The sequence below is a fragment of the Micromonospora sp. DT201 genome (assembly GCF_049841575.1).
Lineage (GTDB): Bacteria > Actinomycetota > Actinomycetes > Mycobacteriales > Micromonosporaceae > Micromonospora.
Map to the genome: position 1 here is coordinate 64,102 of NZ_JBNCKP010000004.1, position 18,905 is coordinate 83,006.

Below are 18,905 nucleotides of genomic sequence, written 5' to 3' on the forward strand. Positions count from 1 at the left end.
GATCGTGGGTCGGCGCCGGCATCTCGGCGCCGACCCACGACGGCACGGTTAGTTGGGGTTGTTGGCGTGGGTCAGCGTCTCCCAGGCGACGAAGAGGTTGTTGCTGCCGGCGGGACGCTGTTGCAGCGTGAGGGTTTGCGTGTTGGTCATGACGTTGCCCAGCCGGGTGCTCATCGCGTTGAAGCCGACCTCGGTGATCGGGCCAAGGCCTCGGGTGAGGCTGCCGCCGCAGAGCCAGGAGGGCGGCGCCTCGCCGAGTTGGTAGCGCGAGTGGAAGCCGAGCGCCTGTCGCAACCGCTCGCCGACCTGGGGATACAGGTCCCGTCCCTGAATGCGGGAGGTCTCCGCGACGTGTGAGATGGCGGAGATCCCGTACCCGGTGTGGACGAAGTCGCGGCAGGTTTCCTGCGCGAGGCCGGCAACGAAGGTGGACTGGCCCTGCCAGTAGCCGATGATCTCGGAGCTGGTGTCGAGACCGCTGCCGGGCACCGTGTAGGGCAGCGCGCCGTCGCTGGGCAGGTAGACGAAGGCGCGGGTCCGGTTGAGGAAGCGGGTGACCGCCGCGTCGTACGCGGTCCGGTCCTCCAGGAAGACGGCGATGCCGACGGCCGCCTCCATCATCGTGAGTTCCCAGTTGCCGTTGCTGTTCGACCCGTTGCGCACCACCGGCAGGTAGACGTTGCGCAGCATGATGGCGAAGCGGTTGGCGTTGGGCCAGCTGGTGTACGTGTACTTGATGATCTCGGCGGCCCGGGGCCAGACCGAGGCGGCCCACCCGGTCTGCAGGGGTGCGTTGCTGCCGGTGTGCGCGGTGATGGTGGCCGACCACGCGTCCATGATCTGGATCGACTTCTGTGCGTACCGGGCGTCTCCGGTGACGTACCAGGCGAGCGCGTCGGTGTACGCGGCGATCGCGTCCTCCCGCTCGTCCGTACATCCGTTGTTGGGGTTGGAGTAGGACCCGCACTCGACGACCGCGCGGGGTGCCGGCGTGCGCGTCAGCGAGGCGTACCGGCTGCTCATCATCTGGCTGTAGGCCGGTGCCCACGGCTGCGCGCCGGCCTGCACCCGGCCGCGGACGAAGTCGAGCTGACCTCGGCTGACCAGCACGCCGGGGTGCGTGAAGCCACCGGACGGAGGTGGCGTCGTGCCACCGCCGGTGGGCACCGTCCAGGTCTGGTTGGCGGTGCCGGTGCAGCTCCAGATCTGCAGGGGGGTGCCGTCGGCGGAGCTGGGGCCGGTCGCGTCGAGGCACTTGCCGGAGGCCGGGTTGACCAGTTGCCCGGCGCTGGGCGACCACTGCTGCGCGCCGGTGCCGTTGCAGTCGTAGATCTGCACGCGGGCGCCGTTGGCGGTGCTGGCGGCGGCGACGTCGAGGCATTTGCCGAGCGACCTGATCGTGCCGTCGTCGGCCACGGTCCACTGTTGAGCGGCGGAGCCGTTGCAGGTGTAGAGCTGAACCGGGGTGTTGTTGGCCGGGTTCGCGGCGGCCACGTCGACGCATTTGCCGCCGTACCCCGTGATGGTGCCGGTTGCGGCTGCTGCGGCGGGTGAGGCGCCGGCCACCAGGCCTGTCGGTACGGCGAGCACGGCCGCCGCGAGCGCGGCGGTCAAGCGGATGCGGGGGCGGCGGGGCGCGGGCCCGGCCAATCGTCGCGCCATGTCGGGGTCCTTCCGAGCGGCGAAGCCAACTGTAAAGTGTGTTAATCATTACAGTCATGTGCATCGATATCAATGTCTTCGCCATGCCGGGAGCGGTCACGGGTGCATGGTCGCGCCCTTGACGACCTTGTCCACCACGTTGCGTGGGGCGTGCAGCGCCAACCCCACCAGGTCGAGCTTGTCCCGGTCGACCGCCTGCACGGCGGCGCGGTTGTCCCGGTCGTTGCCGGTGGCGAACAGCTCGGACGTGAAGATCGACAGACGCAACCCGCGGGTGAGCGCGCGCGAGTGCGCGCCAACCAGCGCCGCCCGGTCGCCGGCGAAGACCAGCACCGGCTGGCCGAACATCGGCAGATACCGAGTGCCGTCCGCGTCGCGGTACTCCTCGCCGAGGAGCTCCGGCACGGCGTTCGCGATGCCACTGACCAGGAAGGCGGTGACGTTCAGCCGCTGCCAGCTCGCCAGGTCGTTGCGGAGCAGCACGGCGATCTTGGTGGGAAAACGGATCGGTTCGGTCATGGCGTCGAGCCTGCCCCTCGCGACGCCGACCGGTCTTGTACGTTCTTAGCGTGGCCACCCGCCCGGCGGGCTCGCACGTCAGCGCGTGGCGACCCGCGGTTGCCGGGGTCGCCGAGGTCTTCCACGCCCATTTCGTGGATCACGCCTACCCGCGGCACGTCCACGACGTGTGGACGCTGTTGATCGTCGACGACGGCGCGGTCCGCTTCGACCTCAATCGACACCGACACGGCGCGCTGCGCACGTCGGTCACCCTGCTGCCGCCGTACGTGCCGCACGACGGCCGCTCCGCCACCTCGAACGGCTTCCGCAAACGGGTCCTGTACCTCGACACCTCGGCGCTCGGTGCCGAGCTGGTCGGCCGAGCCGTCGACGAGCCGGGCCTGGCCGACCCGCAGCTCCGGGACCGGATCGACCACCTGCACCAGGTGCTCACCGCACCCGGCGACGAGTTCGAGGCCGAGAGTCGGCTCGCGCTCATCCTGGACCGGCTGCGCCAACAGCTCCGCCAGCGCGCCTCGGCCAGCGTTCAACCCCCCGCGAACGGCCTCGCGGTCCGACTACGTGAGCTGCTGGACGCCCGGACCACCGAGGGCGTCACGCTGGGCGAGGCCGCCGAGCTGTTGCACGCCCACCCGACCCACCTGGTCCGCACCTTCACCCACGTGCACGGACTGCCGCCACACTCGTACCTGACCGGTCGCCGGGTCGAGCTGGCGCGTCGCCTGCTCCTCGCCGGGCAACGGCCGGCCGAGGCCGCCGCCTCGGCCGGCTTCTTCGATCAGGCGCACCTCACCCGCCACTTCCGGCGGCACCTGGGCGTCAGCCCGGCCCGCTACCTCGGTGCGCCCAGCGCCGGGGTCAGACGAGCTGGCCGCCGATGACGGAGAGCAGCAGACCGGACTGTCCCTGCTCCGCGATCTTGCGCTTTCTGTCCCGACACAACGGGCATCTCACCCATTTTGACAACCGAAACTGCAAGATCGGCGAGGCCCCTAGAGACGGCTCAGCTCTGCGGTCGGCGTGCTGTCCAGCTGCCGACCCGTTGATCACCAGGGCACCACACCGGCGTCCTCGAAGAACCCGCCGGTAGGCCCGTCGTCGGGCAGGGTCGCGAGTCGGACCGCGATGGCCGCGCCCTGTTGCGGGGTACGGACGCCGCGGAAGCCGTTGAGGTCGGTCGCGACGAAGCCGGGGCAGGCGGCGTTGATCAGGATGTTCGTGTCGCGTAGCTCCTTGGCGTACTGGATGGTGACGGCGTTGAGGAACGTCTTCGATGGCGCGTACGCGACGGACAGCGGGCCCGTCGTGAGCTCGTCGGTGGAGGCGGTCTGCCGGGTGAGGGAGCCGACGCCGCTGGACATGTTGACGATCCGCGGTGACGCCGAGCGGCGCAGCAGGGGCAGCATGGCGTTGGTGACGCGGATGACGCCGATCACGTTGGTTTCCACCGCCGTCCGCACGGCCGCGAGGCTGACTGTGGTCGGCTCCTGCGGCATACCGCCGGTTACGGCGGCGTTGTTGACGAGTACGTCGAGGCCACCGGCACGTTCCTCGACCAGCCGGACGGCGGCGGCCACGCTCGTATCGTCGGTCACGTCCAGCGGCACACCGAACGCGTCGACGCCGGCCGCGCGCAACTTCTCCACGGCGGCTTCCCGGCGCGCGTCGTCTCGGGCACCGACCCCGACGCTCCACCCGAGGGCGCCCAGGCCGGCCGCGATCTCGTACCCGATTCCCTTGTTCGCGCCGGTGACCAGCGCGATTGTCGTTTGGCTCATGCATCCGATCCTGTCCGCGCCCCAGCAGGCCACCAACACCGTTTGAGTGGGCACCGATACCTCGCGGGTATCCATCGAGGCCCCACCGCAGGTGTGGGCCCCGGCGGCACGGGCCGTGCCGCCGGTACCGTTGCGGCATGGAGACGCGTGAGCTGCGGTACTTCGTCGCTGTCGCCGAGGAGTTGCACTTCGGGCGCGCTGCGCAGCGGCTCGGGATCGCGCAGCCGCCGCTGTCGCGTGCGATCGCGCAGTTGGAACGGCGCCTCGGGGTGGCGCTGCTGGAACGCACCAGCCGCACCGTCGCCCTGACCGAGGCCGGCTCGGTGCTGCTGGTCGAGGGCCGGGCGGCCATCGACGCGGTCGAGGCCGCCGAGCGCCGTACCCGCCGCGCCGCCCTCGCCGGAGCCGGCCAACCCGGCCTGGTCCTCGTCACGAAGGCCGGAGCGTCCGGCGAGTTGCTGTCGAAGCTGCTTGACGCGTACGCCGCCGAGCCCGGCGCGGTCCCCGTCGAGGTGCTGCTGTGCGGGATGGGCGAGCAGGAGCGCCTGCTGCGTGACGGGCGGGCGGACGTGGCGCTGCTGCACCGGCCGTTCAACTCGACGGTCGGACTGGACACCGAGGAGTTGCGCACGGAGGGGCAGGTGGTGGTCCTGCCGGCCGGGCACCCCCTCACCGCCCAGGCCCAGGTGCGGATGGCCGACGTCGCCGCGCTGCCCGGCCTGCCGCCGCCACGCCGCCCAGGCCCCGACGGCACGTACCCGGACGGACCCGGACCGCAGATACGGGACAACACGCAGCTGTACCAGCTGATCGCGCTCGGCCGGGCGTCGGCGGTCCTGCCCGAGTCGTGCCGGGCCGACCTGCGCAGCGACCTCGCCGCTGTGCCGGTGTCGGACGCGCCAACCGTCACGACGGTGATCGCGTGGCCGCCGCACAGTCGATCCCTGGCCCTCGCCGGGCTGATCCGGGCCGCGGTCCGCCTCTAACTGCGCTGCTGGCTGATCGCCACCCCGACGACCGGGTGCAATAGGACAGCCGTTCGGATACGTGGCCGAGTGGTCACGAAAACCGGCAGCAGATCGTCACAACTGGCAGTTAGTCTGCCTCCGCGCGTCGTTGCCACGGCACGTTGCGCCCCGCGCCCGGTAGGCGCGGCATTGCCGCCACCGCCCACCTTCGGCCGGATCAATCGACTTCAGGAGAGTTAGTGACACAGCAATCCGTCGCGACATCGGACAAACTCGACGGCGCAGTGCTCAAGGTGGCGGGTGTCGTCGTCCTTGGCGCGATCATGTCGATCCTCGACGTGACGGTGGTCAGCGTGGCGCTGCCCACATTCCAGAACGATTTCGACGCGTCCTACGCCCGCGTCGCGTGGACGATGACCGCCTACACCCTCGCGCTCGCCACCGTGATCCCGCTGAGCGGGTGGGCGGCGGACCGGTTCGGCACCAAACGGCTCTACATGGTGGCGCTGGCCCTGTTCACGATCGGGTCGGGGCTCTGCGCCACGGCCGACACGATCGGCGAGCTGATCGGCTACCGGGTGCTGCAGGGCCTCGGCGGCGGCATGCTCATGCCGCTGGGCATGACCATCATGACCCGCGCGGCCGGCCCGCACCGGATCGGCCGGCTGATGGCCGTCCTCGGCATTCCGATGCTGCTCGGGCCGATCGGCGGCCCGATCCTCGGCGGCTGGTTGATCGACACCGCGAGCTGGCACTGGATCTTCCTGATCAACCTGCCGATCGGTGTCGTCGCCCTGATCTATGCGCAGATGGCGCTTCCGAAGGACGCTCCCGAGCCGTCGGAGTCGTTCGACTTCGTCGGCATGCTGATGCTCTCGCCGGGCCTCGCCCTCTTCCTCTACGGCGTGTCGTCGCTGCCGGAGGCGGGCACCTTCGCCGCGACCAAGGTGTGGGCTCCGATGCTGGTCGGCGGCGCGCTGGTGGTGGCGTTCGTGCTCTACTCGTTCAAGCCCCGGCACCCGCTGCTCGACCTGCGGCTGTTCCGCAACCGCAGCCTGACCATCGCGTCGGTGACGCTGTTCGTGTTCATCATCGCGTTCATGGGCGCCGGCCTACTGTTCCCGAGCTACTTCCTGCAGGTGCGTGGCGAGACGACGCTGACCGCCGGTCTGCTGATGGCCCCGCAGGGCATCGGCGCGTTGCTCACCATGCCGATCGCCGGCATTCTGGCCGACCGGGTGCCGATCGGGCGGACCGTCCCGTTCGCGCTGGCGCTCATCGTCGTCGGGTTCTTCGGCTTCACCCAGGTCGACCCGCAGACCTCGTACCTGCTGCTCGAAGGCTCGCTGTTCGTGATGGGCCTGGGCATGGGCGGCACGATGATGCCGATCATGACGTCGGCGCTACGGACGTTGTCGGCCAACGACGTGGCGCGCGGCTCGACGCTTGTCAACATCCTCCAGCAGATCGGCGGCTCGGTCGGCGCCGCCGTCATGTCGGTGATCCTCACCAACGAGCTGAACGGCTCCCGGCCGATCCCGGGCCTGGTGGACGAGAGCGGCAAGCCGATCACCGAGGCCGGGCTGGCGATCGCCTCCCAGCAGCGGCCGGAGTTGCTCCAGCAGATGCCGGTGGACCCGTCGCTCATCGAACGCGGGCTCGACTTCGCCGCGAAGTCGTTCGCCACCACGTTCTGGGTCGCGTTCGCGCTGGTCCTGCTCACGTTCGTCCCGGCGGCCCTGCTGCCGCGCCGACGTCAGCCGGCGCAGCTCGACGACGTGCAGGGCGAGCAGGTCAAGACGCCCGTCGTCATCCACTGACCGATCCCGCCGCGCTCGGCACCCCGCGAGGTGCCGAGCGCGGCGGGTACGGCGTCAGCGCAACGGGCCGTCGCCGGAGCCGTCCGGGTCGTCGACCACGTGGATCGCCGCCTCCTCCGCGCTGGCGGCACCCGCGTCGATCCCGGCGTCCCAGGCCACCGACTCGGCTTCGTCATCCTCACGAACGCCCTCGTCGTACGCGACGAGACGGCCCGCGCGTGCCTCGGCCTCGTACCCCCGGCGGGTCAGTTCGTCCTCGTCGTCACCGCCCTCGGCGTACGGGTCGACATCGGGCACCTCCTGGGCGAGGTGCTGCTCCAAGGACTCGCCCGCCCGTTCCTCGGCGGGCGTGGTGCCGAACCGGTTCGCCGCTGTCCAGTGGTCCTCGGCGATGATGCCGGTGTCGAGTGGGTCACCGACCCGGTCGTCGTCCAGCGTGTCGGACGCGTCCAGGACGCCATCATCCTCAGCCACGTTCCACTCGTCGACGGAATCCATCCGCTCGGTCTGGCTCACGGTGGTCTCCTCTTCGTCACGATGCAGCAATGGATCAAGCCTATGGCGGTCCAACGCATCCGCATCCCGAGGCCTGCCCGCTGTGACGAACGGACCTCGGGGCACGTCGCCGAGCGAGGTTCAGCGCTGCAGCAGCTCCACCACGGCCTGGGTGAACTCTGCCGGCTGCTCGATGTGCCCGAAGTGCCCGCTGTTCTCCAGCAGCACCAGCCGCGAGTCCTTGAGGCCCGCGTGCAGTTCCTCGGCGCGGTGCGGGGGGCAGATGAAGTCGTACGCGCCGACGATCACCACGGCGGGCACGGTGATCTCAGCCAGGTTCTCCCGCACGTCGAAGGGCGTGGGATCCTGCGCGCTCGCCGGCGTCAACGAGATCCGGACAGCGGCCTGGAACGGTGCGAATTCGTCCTGCCGGCCCCAGAAGTCCGCGAAGTAGACCGGAAGGGCGGCGCGCAGGGCGACAGCCAACGACTCGTCGTCGGTGGCAGCACCGATCTGCCCGAAGGCGGCCGGGACGGCAGCCGCCTCCGGCCGGTCCGGGTGCCGCTGCGGGTACGCGGTGAGCGCGGCCATCGCCTCGGCCCAGAACTCGCCGCCGGTGACGGGCGAGGTGTCGTACAGGGCGAGTCCGGCGACCCGGTCCGGGTGTGCGAGGGCGTAGCTCTGGATGACGAAACCGCCGTGCGAGTGCCCGAGGAGGTACACCCGGGGTGCGTCGAGGTGCTGGACGACGGCGTCGAGGAACCGGACATACGTGTCGAGACGGTAGTCGTCGGGGTTGTCGAGTTGCCCCGAGGCGCCCGTCCCGACCGGCTCGACGTACACCATCGTGAAGTGTTCTTCCAGGCTGGGCGTCCGCAGATAGGCCCACTCGATGCCAGGGCCGCCGGAGTGCGCCACGCACACCGGACCGCTGCCGGCGACGTGGTAGACCTGCCGAACGCCGTCGACGAGGAACGAGTGGGCGCCCGGTGCGAGGGCGCTGACGTCGTGGCTGGTGGAACCCATGAACTATCTCCCGATCCGAGACCCGCGGGGCGTGTGCCGACACGGCGACTGGTGCATGACGCGAACCAGATGCGTGGGTCGGGGAGAAAGTTCGCTCGTTCCGAAAAATTTTTCTCAGACCAGGGATGGCAGGCGGATCGCCCGCGCCGCGACGGGGTGGAAGAGGGTGAGTTGGCGCACCCGGCCCTCGCGCAGCACCTGCAACCACAGCGCCCCTGGTGGGCAGTGCTCCGGGTCGTCGGGTGGGCTGATCAGGTCGGTTTCCCAGATCAGCACGTCGCCGCTGGCCACGACGTTGCGCAGCCGCTGGCGTACCCCGACCGTCAGGTCGAAGTTCATGCCGTTGACAGCCAGATCACGGCCGCCGCGCGGGCCACCCGGCACGACCATCTCGGCGTTCGGCCACCAGCTCTCGCGGACCACCTGGTCGAAGTCACCGCTCATCGCGGTGGCCATCATGTCGCGGCCCTCACGCCACCGTGAGTCGTTCGTCGCGGTGATGTCGGTGTGTGCCGCGCTCGCCGCCGCCCGCAGGCCGTCGGTGAGCGCACGGCGGGCGTGGCTGAGGCGGCTGCGGACGGTGCCGACCGGCACGCCGCAAACGGCCGCGATCTGCTCGTACGAGGACGCGTCGCTGAAGTGCCGCAGCAGGGTGACCAGCCGGTCGGTTTCAGAGAGTTGCCCGATCGCGTGCCACACCCAGTCGCGCATCGCGCCCCGGTCCAGTGCCTCCTCGGGGGTTGGCGTGTCGGCGGGGCCAGCGAACCACTCCGGCTCGCCGACCGGGACGGCTCGGGGCCCGCGCAACGTCATTCGACTGTTGTTGCGGACGATGGCACGCAACCAGGGGCCGACGGCAGCCGGGTCACGGACCTCGCTGATGCGGCGTAACGCCACCACCATCGCGTCCTGCACCGCGTCCTCGGCGTCGGGTCCGTAACCGAGGATGCTCAGCGCGACGGCCCGCATCGCGGCCTCGTGACGGGCCAGCAGCGCACCGAGCGCCGCCGCGTCTCCCGCCTGCGCGAGCGTAACCAGCTCCGCGTCACCCTGCGTCACGGGTACATCCTCCCTGCGCGTCCCGGGGCGGTCCACCTGAGGCATTTCGGGTGGTTTGCTCGGTGCCGCCACCGCTAACAGCCTACGACGGGTGATCGCGCCGCCGGCCAGGCCGGCACCCTGAAGGCACCCGGCTGCCGACGTCGGCTGGCGGAAAGTGACGTACGTCGGTCGTAGCGTGGGCGGCATGAGGACATGCGCTGTCAAAGGCCCGTGGTCGCGCGCGACCGGCATCCGCGCCGACGACACGAGTCTGCGATGACCGACCTGAGCTGGGCGCAGGTGTCCGTCCGCCGCTACCTCTACGCGTACGGGCCGGCCGCTCCGGCCCAGTTCGCCAAGTGGCTGTCGGCGACCGAGCGGTGGGCGACCGGGGTGTTCAAGTCGCTGGATCTGGCCGAGGTCACCGTGGCCGGCCAACGGGCGTGGGTGGCCGCCGGCGACACCGACTTTCCGGACGACCAGCCATCCGAATTACGGATACTGCCCTACTTCGACGCGTACGCGGTCGGCTGCCACCCACGCGAGCAACTCTTTCCCGGTGCCGCCGCCGAGCGGGCGCTGGCCGGTGGGCAGGCCGGCAACTATCCGGTGCTGCTCGTGGACGGCACGGTCGCCGGAGTGTGGCACCAGCGTCGCTCCGGACGCACGATCCACATCACGGTCGAGCCGTTGGGGGCGCTCGGCACCGGCCACCGGCGGGCCTTGGAGGAGGAGGCCGAGCGGGTCGGGGTGATCCTGGAGGCAAAGCCGACACTGACGATCGGCACGGTCTCCGTTGGCCCGCATGCCTGAGGGCATCCGCCTGACGCGGCGCGCAGTGCCTACGCCGGGCGGACCTGTGACGCCCGCCGGTGCCGATGCGTCGGGCGGACCTGTGACGCCCGCCGGTGCCGATGCGTCGGGCGGACCTGTGGCGCCCGCCGGTGCCGTTGCGTCGGCCGGACCGACCGGGAACGGCCTGGTGAACCGCTCCCGGTCGATGCCGCGTCAGTAGCGGCTGCCCTCCGGCGCGGGCAGCGCGTCGAGGTCGGCCAGGTCCTCGGCGCTGAGCCGTACGTCGCCGGCGGCGCAGTTGTCCACCAGGTACTTCGGGGTCTTGGTGCCGGGGATCGGAATGACCTGGTCACCCTGGGCGACCACCCACGCGAGCGCGACCTGCGCCGGGCTGACGCCAGCCCGGTCGGCGATCTCCCGAACCCGGGCGACGATGGCGAGGTTGGCGCGCAGCGCGTCCTGCTGGAAACGCGGCAGGCCACGGCGGAAGTCGTCGGCGGGCAAATCGTCGAACGAGGTGAACCGGCCGGCGAGGAAACCGCGACCGAGTGGGGAGAACGGCAGGAAGGCAATGCCCTGCTCGACGCAGTACGGCAGCACCTCGGCCAGCGGGTCGCGGGTCCACAGCGACAGCTCGGACTGCACCGACGCCACCGGGTGCACCGCCTGAGCCCGCTGGATCTGGGCCACCGTCACCTCGGACAGGCCGATCTGTCGCGCCTTGCCCGCGGTCACCACCTCCGCCATCGCACCCCAGGACTCCTCGATGGGCACCTCCGGGTCGACGCGGTGCAGTTGGTAGAGGTCGACGTGGTCGGTGCCGAGCCGGCGCAGGCTGTCGTCGATCGCCGCTCGGATGTGCTCCGGCCGGCCGTTGTTGCCGATCTTCGGTGAGTTGCCGGGGCCACCGGTGGGGGAGGTGGCCACCAGGCCGGCCTTCGTCGCCAGAACGGCCCGCTCCCGGTGACCGTCGGCCAGCGCTCGCCCGACCAGTTCCTCGTTGGTGTACGGCCCGTACACGTCCGACGTGTCGATCAGCGTGGCACCCAGGTCCAGTGCCTGTCGGATGACAGAGATCGACGTGTCGTCGTCGCGAGGGCCGGTGATGTCGTATCCGTGGCTCATGCCCATGCAGCCGAGGCCGATGACGCCGACTTCGGGACCTGCGCTGCTCAGCGTGGTGGTTCGCATGCACCCCACGCTACGACCACCTCGGCCGTTTGGTGGCGGAGCGAGCCGGGGTGGGCCGTGCGACGGTCTACCGCAGCTACCCGAGCAAGGAAGGCCTGATCGGGCAGCTCGTGGCGGCGGCCCGGTCGTCCGGCAAGGTCCGCCCGGCGGTTCGGCAGCTCATCGTGCTCGACGAGCGCGACCCGGCGGTGTGGCGCCGCTACGCCGACCTGGTGCTCAACGCGCTGCGCCCCTGACCGATGACAGCTGACGCTGGAAAAAGTTTGGCGGACGTGTCGAGGACGGCCGGGCCGGCTTCGACCATGGGTTGAGGGCCGAGCACATCCGGCCCCGCCGGCAGGCTGACCCAGCACAGACCAGGGAGTGGATCGATGACGAAGGTGACGACCGGGGCGACGATGTCGTTGGACGGCTACATCGCGGACGCGTCCCACGGTGGCTTCGAGTACCTCTTCCAGTGGTACAACAACGGTGACGTCGAGACGCCGACGGCCAATCCCGAGATGACCTTCCGGACGTCCGCCGCGAGTGCCCAGCACCTGCGAGATCTCACCGAGCGGACCGGTGCGCTGGTCGTCGGCCGGCGGCTCTTCGACATGACCCGCGGGTGGGGTGGCCGGCATCCGATGGACCTGCCCGTCGTGGTGGTCACGCACAGCGTTCCGGAGGGCTGGGAGCCGGAGAGCGACTCCTTCGTCTTCGTCACCGACGGCATCGAGAGCGCCATCGACCGGGCGAAGGCACTCGCCGGTGACAAGGAGGTCGGTGTCAATGGCGGCACCATCGCGGCCCAGGTCGTCGAGGCCGGCCTGCTCGACGAGGTGCACGTCGACCTCGTCCCGGTTGTGCTCGGTGCCGGCATCCCGCTCTTCGCCGACCTGAAGATCGCCCCATTGCAACTGGACGGGCCGATCAACGTCGTCGAGGGCACCGGCGTCACCCACCTGGCCTACCGGGTACGCCCCGCAGCCTGACCCGTCCCGGGGCCGGTCCGTCCGGGCCGGCCCCGGTCCGACCCCACCCGCGACACGTGCCAGCCTTCCGCGCCGACCACGACGGTGTCTGCTCCCGCCGCGCGCATCGCTGACCAGCGCCGATAGAACGGTGCGTCACCTTAACGCACCGGAAACACCGCCGGTACCAAACCTGGGAACGCTCGTCGGACAGTCAAGACCACCGATATCGCGAACCGGGGTGACCATGGCCGACAACACCACGAACGCGGCGACGTTCGACGGGCCGATTGGACGGTCCGGCAATGGCCGGACGCTGCCCGCACCGCGCACCAACCCGATCGCGTCCCTGGACGACGGCGACCCGGCGGACCTGGCCACGATCGGTGTGGAGGAGGAGTTCCACGTCGTCGACCTGCACACCCGGGAGCTGGTGCCCCGGGCCGGTGAACTGCTCGACCGGCTGCCGGCCGACTCGTTCACCGCCGAGCTGCACCGCAGCGTGGTCGAAACCAACACCGCGGTATGCCGGACCCTGGACGAGATCCGCACCGAGCTGACCCGGCTGCGCCAGCTGGCCGTACAGGTCGCCGACCGGGCTGGGCTGGGCATCGTGGCAGCCGGTACGGTCCCGCTGCGCGCCGACGGCGACCCCAGCGTCACTCCCACCTCCCGCTACCGGCGGATGCTCGACGAGTATCAGATGCTCGCCCGGGAGCAGCTCATCTGCGGTGCGCAGGTGCACGTCGGAGTCTCGGACCGGGATCTGGCGGTGGCGGTCACCCGCCGGGTCCAGCCGTGGCTGCCGGTGCTGCTCGCCCTCTCCACCAGCTCGCCGTTCTGGATGGGCCAGGACAGCGGCTACGCCAGCGTCCGGTCGCTGGTCTGGCAGCGCTGGCCGACGGCAGGTGACCCGGGTGAGGTGACCAGCGCGGCGGACCACGAGGCGTTGGTCGCCGAGCTGATCTCCTCCGGCACGATCACCGACCCGGCCATGATCTACTTCGATGTCCGGCCGTCGGCTCACGTGCCTACGGTGGAGCTGCGGATCACCGACGCCAACGCCGACGTGGAGACCATCGTCCTGCTGACCGGCCTGTTCCGGGCGCTCGTCCGGCGGGAGGTCGCCGCCGTGCGCGCCGGGGTGGAGCGCACGGCCGTGCGGCCACCGGTGCTGCGCGCCGCCGTCTGGCGGGCGGCCCGCTCCGGACTGGAGGGTGACCTGCTCGACCTGCCCCGGTCGGCTCGACCGGTGCCGGCTGCCGAGGCGGTCCGCCGTCTGGTGACCGACCTGCGCCCGCAGTTGGAGGCGACCGGCGACTGGGAGCAGATCCGCCAACTGACCCGGTACGCGCTGGAGCGCGGCAGCTCCGCAGCGCGGCAGCGGCGGGCGTACGAGCGTCGCGGCCGACTGGCCGACGTGGTCGACCTGTTGCTCGACGAGACCCGGGGCCGAGTCCGAGGCCCGCTGCTCGGTGCGCCCGTACCGCCAGCGCTGCCCACGTACGCCGACGCCGGAGACGAGGTCTTCGGGCCGACCGGACCGGAGCCGGCGTACGGCCCGATGCTGGCGGCCCTGCGCCACCTTGGTGCCGGCGCCCTGCGTCAGCGCGAGCACGACCGGGACGAGGAGCAGCGCGCGCGAGGCGTGACGTTCAGCGTGGCCGGCGAGGCGAGCACCCGGCTCTTCCCGGTCGACCTGGTGCCCCGCGTGGTGCCCGCCGCCGACTGGCGGACCCTGCGTACCGGCCTGGTGCAACGGGCCCGCGCCCTCGATGCGTTCCTGCGGGACGTCTACGGCGACCGGGCGGTGGTGGCCGACGGTGTGGTGCCGGCGTGGGTGGTGGAGTCCTCACCAGGGCTGCGCCCGACCGGCGCGCTGATGGGCCGGCGGGGCACTCGGGCTCAGGTGTCCGGGACCGACCTCGTCCGGGACCCGAGCGGTGGCTGGTACGTGCTGGAGGACAACCTGCGGGTGCCCTCCGGGATCGGCTACGCCGTGCAGAACCGCCGGCTGACCCAGGCGGTGCTGCCGGAGCTGCCGGTGCCGGAGGATCTGCTGCCCGCCGACGAGACGCCAGCGATGCTGTATCGGGCGTTGGTCGCCGCCGCGCCCCCCGCGGCCGACGATCCCGCCGTGGTGGTGCTCAGTGGCGGTCCGGGTGACCCGGCGTGGTTCGAGCACCGGCTGCTCGCCGACGAGATGGCGGTGCCGCTGACCGAGACCAGCGACCTGCTGGTGGAGGACGGCCGCGTCAGGTTGGTCCGGGAGGGCCGCCGTAGCCAGATCGACGTGATCTACCTGCGGATGGACGAGGAGGCGCTGCTGCACGCCCCGGGCGCTGACGGGGTGCCGCTGGGCTGGCCGCTGCTCGCCGCAGTGCACGCCGGGCGGCTCACGCTGGCCAACGCACTCGGCAACGGTGTCGGCGACGACAAGGCGCTGTACGCGTACGTGCCCCGGCTGATCGAGTACTACCTGGGCGAGAGCCCTCTGCTGAGGGATGTGCCGACCTATCTGTGCGGGCTGCCCGAGCAGCGGGCCGAGGTGCTTGGTCGGCTCGAGGAGTTGGTGCTCAAGCCGGTCGACGGGTACGGCGGCGACCGGGTGGTGATCGGCCCTCGGGCCGAGGCGGAGGAGTTGGACGCCGTCCGGGAGCAGATCCTCGCAGCCCCGCACCGGTGGATCGCCCAGGAAACGATCTCGCTCACCACCCACCCGGTATTCGACGGCACCGCTCTTGCTCCCCGCCACGTCGACCTGCGGGCCTTCGTGTTCCTTGGCGAGAAGGCCGAGGTCGCGCCGGTGGCGCTGACCCGGGTGGCGCCGGCCGGCAGCATGATCGTCAACTCTTCGCGAGGCGGTGGGTCGAAGGACACCTGGCTGCTCGACGGAACCGAGCAGAATTCGGTGTAACCCACGCTTGACCTGCACGTCATCGGGACGCAACCAGGTCCGCCAAGCCTGGACCGATCAGCGGCCCGAGCGGACCCGAGCCGAGGAGAGGTGTGTGCTATGTGTGGTATTGGAGGGGAGCTTCGCTTCGATGGGGCACCACCGGACAAAGCCGCCGTCGAGCGGATGCTTCCCGTCCTGGCCTCCCGTGGCCCGGACGGCGAGGGCCGATGGCAGCAAGGCCCGGTGGCTCTGGTGCACCGCCGGCTGCGCATCATCGACCTCTCCGACGCCGGCGCTCAGCCGATGGTCGACCCCGAGCTGGGTCTGGCGGTGGTCTTCAACGGCTGCATCTACAACTACCGGGAGCTGCGCGACGAGCTGATCGCCGCTGGCTACTCCTTCCGGTCGACCTCGGACACCGAGGTGATCCTCAGGGCGTACCACAGGTGGGGGACCGCCTGCGTCGAACGGTTCTACGGGATGTTCGCGTTCGCCCTGGTCGAGATCGCCACGCACACCCTGGTCCTGGCCCGCGACCGGCTCGGCATCAAGCCGCTCTATCTGGCGCAGGGGCCTGGCCGGGTCCGCTTCGCCTCCACCCTGCCGGCGCTGCTTGCCGCCGGTGACGTGGACACCGACCTCGACCCGGTGGCACTGCACCATTACATGACCTTCCACTCGGTGGTGCCCCCGCCGCGCACGATCCTCGCCGGGGTCCGCAAGCTCCCACCGGCCACCGTGCGGGTGATCACCGCGGACGGCCGGAGCACCGACACCCTCTACTGGCAGCCGGAGTTCAACCGGGCTGCCGTCGCTCCGATGTCCGCCGACGAGTGGCAGGAACGGATCATGGGGGCGATGCGCACCGCCGTACGCCGACGGATGGTCGCCGACGTGCCGGTCGGGGTGCTGCTCTCCGGCGGCCTCGACTCCAGCCTGATCGTCGCCCTGCTGGCCGAGCAGGGCCAGACCGGGCTGGCCACCTTCAGCATCGGCTTCGAGGCGGCGGCGGGGGAGAGCGGCGACGAGTTCCACTACTCCGACCTCGTGGCGCGCCACTTCGACACCGACCACCAGCAGATCCGCATCGGCGCGAGCCGGTTCGTGCCCGCCGTGCACGACGCCATCGCGGCGATGAGCGAGCCGATGGTCAGCCACGACTGCGTCGCGTTCCACCTGCTCTCCGAGGAGGTCTCGCAGCGGATCACGGTGGTGCAGTCCGGGCAGGGCGCCGACGAGATCCTCGCCGGCTACGACTGGTACCCACCGATGGCCAACGTGGCCCGGGCAGACGCCGTCGAGGCGTACGCCCGGGTGTTCTTCGACCGTCGCCACGATGCGCTCGGCGGGCACCTGGCGCCCGAGTGGATGCTCGACCACGACGCCAGCCTGGAGTTCGTGGCCGCACACTTCGGCGCGCCCGGCGCGGACACCGCGCTGGACGCGGCACTGCGCCAGGACAGCCTGGTGATGCTGGTCGACGACCCGGTCAAGCGGGTCGACAACATGACGATGGCCTGGGGGCTGGAGGCCCGCGTGCCGTTCCTCGACCACGAGGTGGTCGAGCTGGCGGCGGCCTGCCCGCCCGCGTTGAAGCTGGCGCAGGGCGGCAAGGGCGTGCTGAAGGCGGCGAGCCGGGGCATCGTGCCGGACGAGGTGATCGACCGGCCGAAGGGCTATTTCCCGGTACCCGCCATCCGGCACCTCTCCGGCCCACTGCTCGACGACGTCCGGGACGCGCTGACCGCCCGACCGGCGCGCGAGCGGGGCCTGTTTCGCAAGGACTACCTGGAGGAGTTGCTGGACGCGCCAAACGCCCGGCGGACCACGCTGGGCTCCAACGCGCTCTGGCAGCTCGGGCTGCTGGAGCTCTGGTTGCAGCGGATCGGGGTTTAGATGAGCGTACGGACCGAAGTGCCGCGTACCACCCGACGGGCCCGACCCGCGAGTCACCGGCCGGCGCCGCCGTCGCTGCTGCCGGCCGGCGAGGATTTCGCGCCCGCGCCGTCCCCCGACGGCCGCCGGGTGGCGTTCCTCTCCGACCGGGCCGGAACCCCGGGCGTCTGGGTTCGCGACGTCGACGCCGCCGAGGCCGTTGCGCTGCCTACTGGCGATGAGCCGGTGCTCGCACTGAGCTGGTCCCCGGATGGGCGGTGGTTGGCCTGCGTCATCGCCCCCGGCGGAGCGCCCCGCACCGAGCTGTGGGTTCTGCGTCCGGACGGCTCGCGACGCAGCCAGGTCGCCGGGTTCGGCCGCCGCAGCGCCGCGTTGGCCGGCTGGCTGGCCGACGGCGCGGTCATGGCGGTCACCGAGACCGACGAGCAAGGTCGGGCCGTCCTGGTCGACGCGGACACCGGGCACCGGCGGGTGCTCGCCGAGGGTGACCTGCTCACGCTCCTGGACGTGACTCCGGACGCCAGCGCCGCACTGCTGCGCCGCGGTCCGCGTAACGCTCGCTGGCTGGAGCTGCTCGACGTGGCGACGGGTGTTCGGCGGCGGTTGATCCCGGACACCGGCCGGGGCAGCACCGACCAGGGTTGGTTCGGCCCGGACGCAACGAGCGTGCTGGCTCGCACCGACGCGTTTTCGGAGCTCGCCGCGCTGGTGCGGGTCGATCTGACCCGACCGGAGCAGACGCCGACCCGGCTCGCTTGGCGACCGGACGCCGAGCTGGAGCATGTGGCGCCGAGCGTGGACGGGCACCGTGCCGCGCTGCTCTGGAACACCTACGGCGGGCGCAGCGAGCTGAGCCTGCTCAACTTCGTCGACGGCGTACAACGTGCCGTCGGCGCCCCCGGGGAGGTGCTCGACGACGCCGTCTTCGCCGCTGGCGGCGACTTGCTCTGCCTCACCGCGCAGGGGCCGGTGCAGCCGCGGGAGGTCTGGCTGGTCGATCCGTCGACCGGGGTGCTGCGCCCGCTACGGCCGGGCCCAAGGCGTACGGGCGGCAGCGGCGTCGCGCCGCAACTCGTCGACCTGCGTGCCCGCGACGGGTTGCCGCTCTCCGGCTGGCTGTACCGCCCGTCCGGGCCGGGCCCCTGGCCGACCGCGATCAGCCTGCACGGTGGCCCGGAGGCGCAGGAACGCCCCGGCTACAACCCGCTGTTCCAGGCCCTCGTGGCGCAGGGCGTCGCGGTCTTCGCGCCCAACGTCCGGGGATCGTCCGGGTTCGGTCGCTCCTTCGTCGCTGCCGACAACCTCGCGGGTCGCTACGGTGCGATCGCCGACGTGGCGGCCTGCGCCGACTTCCTCGTCGACAGTGGCGTCGCCCGGCCCGGCCAGCTCGGCTGTCTGGGCCGTTCCTACGGTGGTTACCTGGTCCTCGCGGTGCTGGTGAACTTTCCTGGGCTGTTTGCCGCCGGGGTTGCCGAGTGCGGCATCTCCGACTTTCGTACCTTCTTCGCCGGCACCGAACCGTGGATCGCCGCTGCCGCCGTCAGCAAGTACGGCGACCCGGAGCGTGACGGGACGTTGCTGCGCGACCTGTCGCCGCTGACCCACATCGACCGGCTGGATGTGCCGGTGCTGCTGATCCACGGCGCCAACGACACCAACGTGCCGGCTGGCGAGTCGGCGCAGGTAGCGCAGGCGTTGGCGGCTCGGGACGTGCCGCACGGGCACCTGGTGCTCGCCGGAGAGGGGCACGACTTTCTGGCGCGTGCCAACCAGGAGGCGGCGCGTACGGCCACGACCGCCTGGCTGACCCGGCACCTCGCCGCGATCGCGTCCACCGTCGGCTGAGGCGATATCCTCCG

Annotated in this window: 16 protein-coding genes; 9 read left to right on the plus strand and 7 right to left on the minus strand. The window is 71.1% G+C overall.

Features of this window, described 5'->3' with window-relative positions:
• Positions 1-48: 48 nt before the first annotated feature.
• On the minus strand, positions 49-1,662 hold the full coding sequence (locus tag ACLQ28_RS09755; RefSeq protein WP_425685893.1) for a ricin-type beta-trefoil lectin domain protein: 1,614 nt from the start codon (positions 1,660-1,662) through the stop codon (positions 49-51).
• A gap of 96 nt (positions 1,663-1,758) precedes the next feature.
• A complete protein-coding gene (locus tag ACLQ28_RS09760; protein ID WP_425685894.1) occupies positions 1,759-2,181 on the minus strand; it encodes a DUF2000 family protein in 423 nt (140 codons plus the stop codon).
• 50 nt (positions 2,182-2,231) lie between these two features.
• Between ACLQ28_RS09760 and ACLQ28_RS09765 the strand changes: the two genes are divergently transcribed.
• On the plus strand, positions 2,232-3,065 hold the full coding sequence (locus ACLQ28_RS09765; protein ID WP_425685895.1) for an AraC family transcriptional regulator: 834 nt from the start codon (positions 2,232-2,234) through the stop codon (positions 3,063-3,065).
• 165 nt (positions 3,066-3,230) lie between these two features.
• On the opposite strand, the gene ACLQ28_RS09770 is transcribed toward ACLQ28_RS09765, so the two are convergent.
• Positions 3,231-3,962, minus strand: coding sequence for an SDR family oxidoreductase (locus tag ACLQ28_RS09770; protein ID WP_425685896.1), 732 nt, complete (start codon positions 3,960-3,962; stop codon positions 3,231-3,233).
• Between the two features lie 137 nt (positions 3,963-4,099).
• Here ACLQ28_RS09770 and ACLQ28_RS09775 point away from each other — a divergent pair, with 137 nt between their 5' ends.
• Together ACLQ28_RS09775 and ACLQ28_RS09780 are read left to right on the plus strand one after the other, a co-directional pair.
• The gene (locus ACLQ28_RS09775) at positions 4,100-4,948 is read left to right on the plus strand and encodes a LysR family transcriptional regulator (RefSeq protein ID WP_425685897.1); all 849 of its coding nucleotides are present in this window, start codon (positions 4,100-4,102) and stop codon (positions 4,946-4,948) included.
• 221 nt (positions 4,949-5,169) lie between these two features.
• A complete protein-coding gene (locus ACLQ28_RS09780; protein ID WP_425685898.1) occupies positions 5,170-6,750 on the plus strand; it encodes a DHA2 family efflux MFS transporter permease subunit in 1,581 nt (526 codons plus the stop codon).
• Positions 6,751-6,804: 54 nt separating this feature from the next.
• Here the strand turns inward: ACLQ28_RS09780 and ACLQ28_RS09785 are convergent, their stop codons facing one another.
• From ACLQ28_RS09785 to ACLQ28_RS09795, 3 genes are all read right to left on the minus strand, one after another.
• The gene (locus tag ACLQ28_RS09785; protein ID WP_425685899.1) at positions 6,805-7,266 is read right to left on the minus strand and encodes a DUF5709 domain-containing protein; all 462 of its coding nucleotides are present in this window, start codon (positions 7,264-7,266) and stop codon (positions 6,805-6,807) included.
• A 120-nt stretch (positions 7,267-7,386) separates the two neighbouring features.
• Entirely contained in the window at positions 7,387-8,271 is an 885-nt protein-coding gene (locus ACLQ28_RS09790) for an alpha/beta fold hydrolase (protein WP_425685900.1), read from the minus strand.
• 114 nt (positions 8,272-8,385) lie between these two features.
• Positions 8,386-9,330, minus strand: a complete 945-nt coding sequence (locus tag ACLQ28_RS09795; RefSeq protein WP_425685901.1) for an RNA polymerase sigma factor — start codon at positions 9,328-9,330, stop codon at positions 8,386-8,388.
• A 258-nt stretch (positions 9,331-9,588) separates the two neighbouring features.
• Here ACLQ28_RS09795 and ACLQ28_RS09800 point away from each other — a divergent pair, with 258 nt between their 5' ends.
• Positions 9,589-10,125: a DNA glycosylase AlkZ-like family protein gene (locus ACLQ28_RS09800; RefSeq protein WP_425685902.1), complete on the plus strand. Its 537-nt coding sequence runs from the start codon at positions 9,589-9,591 to the stop codon at positions 10,123-10,125.
• A 195-nt stretch (positions 10,126-10,320) separates the two neighbouring features.
• On the opposite strand, the gene ACLQ28_RS09805 is transcribed toward ACLQ28_RS09800, so the two are convergent.
• The gene (locus ACLQ28_RS09805) at positions 10,321-11,298 is read right to left on the minus strand and encodes an aldo/keto reductase (protein ID WP_425685903.1); all 978 of its coding nucleotides are present in this window, start codon (positions 11,296-11,298) and stop codon (positions 10,321-10,323) included.
• 32 nt (positions 11,299-11,330) lie between these two features.
• On the opposite strand from ACLQ28_RS09805, the gene ACLQ28_RS09810 reads away from it, so the two are divergent.
• The 5 genes from ACLQ28_RS09810 to ACLQ28_RS09830 all read left to right on the plus strand — a co-directional run bounded on the left by ACLQ28_RS09810 (position 11,331) and on the right by ACLQ28_RS09830 (position 18,891).
• Entirely contained in the window at positions 11,331-11,534 is a 204-nt protein-coding gene (locus ACLQ28_RS09810; protein WP_425685904.1) for a TetR family transcriptional regulator, read from the plus strand.
• Positions 11,535-11,669: 135 nt separating this feature from the next.
• Positions 11,670-12,272, plus strand: a complete 603-nt coding sequence (locus ACLQ28_RS09815) for a dihydrofolate reductase family protein (RefSeq protein ID WP_425685905.1) — start codon at positions 11,670-11,672, stop codon at positions 12,270-12,272.
• Positions 12,273-12,498: 226 nt separating this feature from the next.
• Entirely contained in the window at positions 12,499-15,168 is a 2,670-nt protein-coding gene (locus ACLQ28_RS09820; protein WP_425685906.1) for a glutamate--cysteine ligase, read from the plus strand.
• A 99-nt stretch (positions 15,169-15,267) separates the two neighbouring features.
• Positions 15,268-17,046, plus strand: a complete 1,779-nt coding sequence (locus ACLQ28_RS09825) for an N-acetylglutaminylglutamine amidotransferase (RefSeq protein WP_425685907.1) — start codon at positions 15,268-15,270, stop codon at positions 17,044-17,046.
• On the plus strand, positions 17,047-18,891 hold the full coding sequence (locus tag ACLQ28_RS09830; RefSeq protein ID WP_425685908.1) for a S9 family peptidase: 1,845 nt from the start codon (positions 17,047-17,049) through the stop codon (positions 18,889-18,891). It begins immediately after the preceding gene.
• Positions 18,892-18,905: the final 14 nt, after the last annotated feature.

Bases quoted from the DNA above. Each gene is read 5' to 3' on its own strand.
- ACLQ28_RS09790 (WP_425685900.1), bottom strand. From the start codon at position 8,271: ATGGGTTCCACCAGCCACGACGTCAGCGCCCTCGCACCGGGCGCCCAC.
- ACLQ28_RS09770 (WP_425685896.1), bottom strand. From the start codon at position 3,962: ATGAGCCAAACGACAATCGCGCTGGTCACCGGCGCGAACAAGGGAATC.
- ACLQ28_RS09755 (WP_425685893.1), bottom strand. From the start codon at position 1,662: ATGGCGCGACGATTGGCCGGGCCCGCGCCCCGCCGCCCCCGCATCCGC.
- ACLQ28_RS09820 (WP_425685906.1), top strand. From the start codon at position 12,499: ATGGCCGACAACACCACGAACGCGGCGACGTTCGACGGGCCGATTGGA.
- ACLQ28_RS09760 (WP_425685894.1), bottom strand. From the start codon at position 2,181: ATGACCGAACCGATCCGTTTTCCCACCAAGATCGCCGTGCTGCTCCGC.
- ACLQ28_RS09825 (WP_425685907.1), top strand. From the start codon at position 15,268: ATGTGTGGTATTGGAGGGGAGCTTCGCTTCGATGGGGCACCACCGGAC.
- ACLQ28_RS09775 (WP_425685897.1), top strand. From the start codon at position 4,100: ATGGAGACGCGTGAGCTGCGGTACTTCGTCGCTGTCGCCGAGGAGTTG.
- ACLQ28_RS09830 (WP_425685908.1), top strand. From the start codon at position 17,047: ATGAGCGTACGGACCGAAGTGCCGCGTACCACCCGACGGGCCCGACCC.
- ACLQ28_RS09815 (WP_425685905.1), top strand. From the start codon at position 11,670: ATGACGAAGGTGACGACCGGGGCGACGATGTCGTTGGACGGCTACATC.
- ACLQ28_RS09800 (WP_425685902.1), top strand. From the start codon at position 9,589: ATGACCGACCTGAGCTGGGCGCAGGTGTCCGTCCGCCGCTACCTCTAC.
- ACLQ28_RS09805 (WP_425685903.1), bottom strand. From the start codon at position 11,298: ATGCGAACCACCACGCTGAGCAGCGCAGGTCCCGAAGTCGGCGTCATC.